Below are 4,686 nucleotides of genomic sequence, written 5' to 3' on the forward strand. Positions count from 1 at the left end.
TAGAAATGAAAGAATAGAAATAAAACTAACTAAGGAAGAAAAAGAAGTTTTTGAAAAGAAAATGAAACTTGCAAATTGTAAAACTATGTCCCACTTTCTTAGAAAGTGCGTATTAGAAAAAGAAATTTATGTAGTAGATTTAGAACCATTTAGAAACCTGCAATGGCTACTTTCAAATGCAACAAATAATATAAACCAGATCGCAAAAGCGACTAATACAACTGGTGTTATTTACAAAAATGAAATTGAATCAATGAATAAGCAGATAGAAAAATTATCAAGAGAAATATGGCAGATTCATTCCCTACTTCTTAATAAATCAAAAGAAAGTTCTGGTGATTAGTATGGCAATTACAAAAATACATCCTATAAAATCAACCCTAAATTTGGCAATAGACTATATAACTAAGAGTGAAAAAACTGATGAAAAAATCTTAGTGTCTTCATTTAAATGTCATCCATATACTGCCCATATTCAATTTTTGAAAACTCGAGAAGATAATGATACTAAGGGTACAGTTTTGGCTAGACATTTAATCCAATCTTTTCTACCAGGAGAGGTTGATCCTATAAAAGCTCACGAAATTGGAATGGAATTATGCAAGAGAATTTTAAAAGAAGATTATGAATTTGTTCTTGCAACTCATATAGATAGAGGACATATCCATAACCATATTATTTTTAATAATGTTAATTACAAGACTGGCAAATGCTACCAATCTAATAAAAAATCTTACCACAAAATCAGGTATCAAAGTGATGAATTATGTAAAGTAAATAAGCTTTCAGTCATTGATGAATATTATGAAGCTTACAAAAGAAAATATAAAACTACTGGTAAATCTTGGTATGAGTATGACCAAAATAAGAAAGGAAATTCTTGGAAGTCTAAACTGCAATTTGATATAGATAGAATGATTAATAGGTCTAAATCGTGGGAAGAGTTTTTAGAAAATATGAAATCTATTGATTATGAAATTAAGTTTGGTAAACACATTGCTTTTCGTCATAAAGATAAGCAAAGATTTACAAGAGCAAAGACTATCGGAGAAGATTATACCGAAGAAAAAATTAAAGAAAGAATAGATTTAGCTATTAAAAACAAAACTAATCCTACTAAAAAGCGTGTAGGAAATGTTATTGATATATCTACTAATGAAAAAGCACAATCCTCTAAAGGTTACGAAGTCTGGGCAAGAAAACACAATATAAAAACAATGGCTGATTCAATAATTAAACTTAGAGAACAAGGAATTAATTCAATTACTCAACTCGATGACCTGATCAAAAAATCTGCTGATGATAGACAAGAATTATTAGATAAAATAAAAAAAATTGAAACTGAGATGAAGAGTTTATCCCAAGATATGGAAAATATAAATACTATAAATAAGTATCGTGAAATATATAAATACCACAAGAAAAATCCTGAAGATAAGCAATTTGCAGATGAGTATTATAGTGAGCTTTCCGTCTATAAAATAGCCGCTAAAGAAATATTAGAAAGATATAAAAAGCTACCCAACACAAAAGAAATACTATCAAACCTAGATAAATTGCAAGAAAAAAAGAACACCCTTATGCAAGAGTATTCTTTGAATAAAGAACAATTTTCTGACCTTGTTCAGTATAGGAAAAACTATGAAAATTATTATAGAAAGGAGGTGGAGAGATAAAAAGCTATAAGCGGATAAACTTATAGCTTTTTAAACTATTTATAAATTTTTAAATCTAAACTTATTATCTCACTTAAACAGATCCTACTAGATGACCTACAAACATTGATATAGGAAGTAATAAGATTAAAAGTAGATTCAATATTATAAACAACTTATCCTTTTCCTTTACCCCAAATATTAAACCTATTAGTCCAATAATTGGGCAGACAAACATTAAAGTGAGCCTAGTTGGTCTAAGACTTGTATAGCTTTCAAATATTTCTACTGTAAGTAGGTAAGAAATAACAAATATTACAAGTCCAAGTAGAAATATCTTCTTGCTTAATTTCTATTTAATAAATACTCCTCTTTCTTTGAAATTATTCTGTTCTAATCAAATCAATTGTTGGTCTGTCTAAAATTCTCTTTAGTGAAAAATTATAGATTAGTAAGTTGATTGCGTATACCACAATAGAAAATCCAAAAAATAATTTATAGTCATAATATCTTATTAATATATTAAGACTTAAATTAGGAGCTATACGAGATATTACGAGCATGACTCCTAATGTGGTTATTCCCGCAACAATAAATGATTTTATTTGCTCTTCTATAAACTCTTTTCGATAAATATTCTTTAACTCATCTACGTCCACACCGCATGAATAAAGGCTGCCAATTTCCTTCTTTCTACTCATAAGACTTAAATTAATGGATGAATAACCATTTGTCACATTGAGAATAAAAATAATGAAAGCCATCGCAAATGCGACTTTCTTTAAAGATTCTAGATCACTTTTTCGATTCATTTCAATATCTGCTTTTGTGTTAATATCGTACTTTTCATTTGGCATTATCGATTCTCTTATCTTATTATCCAAATAATCCTTTACATTTCTCATCTCCGAGTCTTTTACATTCATATTTAATACATACGGAGCATTAATAAGTTCTTCATCTTTTGACTCATCCATAAGTTGGAAGAAGGTATCGAAATCTGTGTAGATTTTTACATGAAATGGTAAAGTTATTGAATCATAGTTTCCTAAATCATCTATAGTTTTAGAAATTTTTATACTTTTTCGAAAATTTTCCCCTATCTGGAAGTTTATATCTTTCGGATTATTAAAATATGGTATTTTATTTGCTTTAGCTACTGGAGTGTTTGGATCTTCTTGTACCATATTATAAAGAATAAAATCACCCTTACTTGCTCCCAATTTACTAAAGTCTTCATCTTCTAAAGCTATAAGCATCCCATTCAACTGGCTTGAATGACTCTTTTTCAAATAATACTCTAACTTTTGATCTAGAGACATGTTAATAGCTTCTTTGGACAATTCTAAATCATTATCTACCTGAATATAACTTTCTTTTGAAACATAGGACTTATTATTTGGAATTTCTCGCTGAATTTCTTTAAAGACTTTAGGAACTTTCTTATTTTCACTATAATAATTAGCTATTACATTGTACCCTGCATCATAGTAAGAAAAATCTCTGTTATATTTAGTCACTGTAATAATAATGACTAAAACAGAAATAGTAATGACACCAATAGCAGAAATATAACGCTGTGATTTAATACTATCAAGATTGTTTAATTTTAATTCTTTCCATAAATTCCTAGATCTTTTTTTCTTAAAGCTATCAAAGTCTAAATTTCCCTTTATACCTTCCATAATAGATATTTTTGAAACTTTCTTTGCTGGTTGAATAATAGAAAATACTACTACTAAAAGAGCTACTGTAACAATCGCTAGGCTAAGTAAAGGACTGAAATAACTAGATACCAAGTTTTCGACCCCTTGATCAATCTCAAGATGCCTAAACAATTTTAAGATAAGACAGTATCCAAAGATATGACCAATTAATATAGGTAGAACAGATAGGAAAATACCTTCTTTTAATAGTAACAAGTATATCTGAAAATCCGTAGTGCCTATAGACTTATATACAGAAAGTTCCTTGATTTTCCTAAAAGCCCACACCTTGAATATATTTTTTACAAAAAATACAAATAGTAATATAGCCCCTATTACAGAAAGAATGGTTCCTAATTCAGTTAAAATATTATGGGGAAAGTCATACTCAACACCGTAATAATCTATTAAATTAGAATTGAAAGTTAAGGGAACATCTCTACCTAATTTTTTATTGATTTCATTTTGTAGATTTACTTTGTTATCATAAGCCTTTTCAAAAGAATTAAACTTTAAAACTACTTTGCCTGGATCCTCTTCATTTTTCAGTGCTAAAGCATAATTAACTCTACTGTATTTATTATAGACATCTTCATAAATTCCAACCAGCTCAAAGTCTTTGCTAAAACTAAGATTGTAAGACTCCTTATCAGTAAAAGTACTTATGGCATCTATCTCTTTACCCTCTATTAGTCTATGCCCAAAATCAAGCTGTATTTTATCTCCTAATTTTAGCTTATTTTTTTCGACTAGACTTTTCGATAATACTATTTCTCCATCACTTTTAGCAAAGTGTCCTTCAAGTAAATCTGAATGCTCTCTCATTTTATTTATATCATTATCTTGATAATTTACGGCAATCAAATCATTCTTGTACTTTGCCGATTCAGGATTTATGGACATTTCACCTACAAATTCTATATTATTAATATCTTTTATTTTTTCAATATCATTACTTGTTAAGTTCCCTTCAAGTTCTGCATCATAAAAATTTACGGTCATGAAACTTTCATCATTATATTTAACAATTGTATAACCATAATAAAAAACCACAGTAAAAAACAAACTTACAATAAATAAGGAAATAAAAATAGGAAAATTCTTCTTATTCATTTCTTTCATCTCCTACAATTTTTCCATCGACTATTGTAATAATACGATTTGCCTGTAAGGCTATTTCTTCGTCATGGGTGATTAGGATAATCGTCTGTTTCATGGTTCTATTGAAGTATTTAAAGATTTCTATAATTTCCTTAGAATTTTTCCTATCCAAATTACCTGTCGGTTCATCTGCCAATATTATAGATGGATTATAGATAAGACTT

At 28.4% G+C, this 4,686-nt stretch carries 4 protein-coding genes and 1 pseudogene; 2 read left to right on the forward strand and 3 right to left on the reverse strand.

Annotation, left to right across the window (positions count from 1 at the left end):
* Both HMPREF2852_RS04965 and HMPREF2852_RS04970 read left to right on the forward strand, forming a co-directional pair.
* Positions 1–343: plasmid mobilization protein (locus tag HMPREF2852_RS04965; RefSeq protein WP_070606329.1), on the forward strand; the 343-nt coding region annotated here is incomplete at its 5' end.
* A gap of 1 nt (position 344) precedes the next feature.
* Positions 345–1,676, forward strand: a complete 1,332-nt coding sequence (locus HMPREF2852_RS04970; RefSeq protein WP_070606331.1) for a relaxase/mobilization nuclease domain-containing protein — start codon at positions 345–347, stop codon at positions 1,674–1,676.
* 73 nt (positions 1,677–1,749) lie between these two features.
* Here the strand turns inward: HMPREF2852_RS04970 and HMPREF2852_RS10050 are convergent, their stop codons facing one another.
* The 3 genes and pseudogenes from HMPREF2852_RS10050 to HMPREF2852_RS04980 form a co-directional block, all read right to left on the reverse strand.
* The gene (locus tag HMPREF2852_RS10050) at positions 1,750–1,992 is read right to left on the reverse strand and encodes a hypothetical protein (protein WP_083306967.1); all 243 of its coding nucleotides are present in this window, start codon (positions 1,990–1,992) and stop codon (positions 1,750–1,752) included.
* Between the two features lie 46 nt (positions 1,993–2,038).
* Entirely contained in the window at positions 2,039–4,474 is a 2,436-nt protein-coding gene (locus HMPREF2852_RS04975; protein WP_070606332.1) for an ABC transporter permease, read from the reverse strand.
* A pseudogene (locus HMPREF2852_RS04980) lies at positions 4,467–4,686 on the reverse strand (ABC transporter ATP-binding protein); the annotation flags it as partial. The gene HMPREF2852_RS04975 and the pseudogene HMPREF2852_RS04980, both read right to left, overlap by 8 nt.

Origin of the sequence: Anaerococcus sp. HMSC065G05 (assembly GCF_001812365.1) — a bacterium.
In the GTDB taxonomy this organism is placed as follows: domain Bacteria; phylum Bacillota; class Clostridia; order Tissierellales; family Peptoniphilaceae; genus Anaerococcus; species Anaerococcus vaginalis.

Bases quoted from the DNA above. Each gene is read 5' to 3' on its own strand.
- HMPREF2852_RS04970 (WP_070606331.1), top strand. From the start codon at position 345: ATGGCAATTACAAAAATACATCCTATAAAATCAACCCTAAATTTGGCA.
- HMPREF2852_RS04975 (WP_070606332.1), bottom strand. From the start codon at position 4,474: ATGAATAAGAAGAATTTTCCTATTTTTATTTCCTTATTTATTGTAAGT.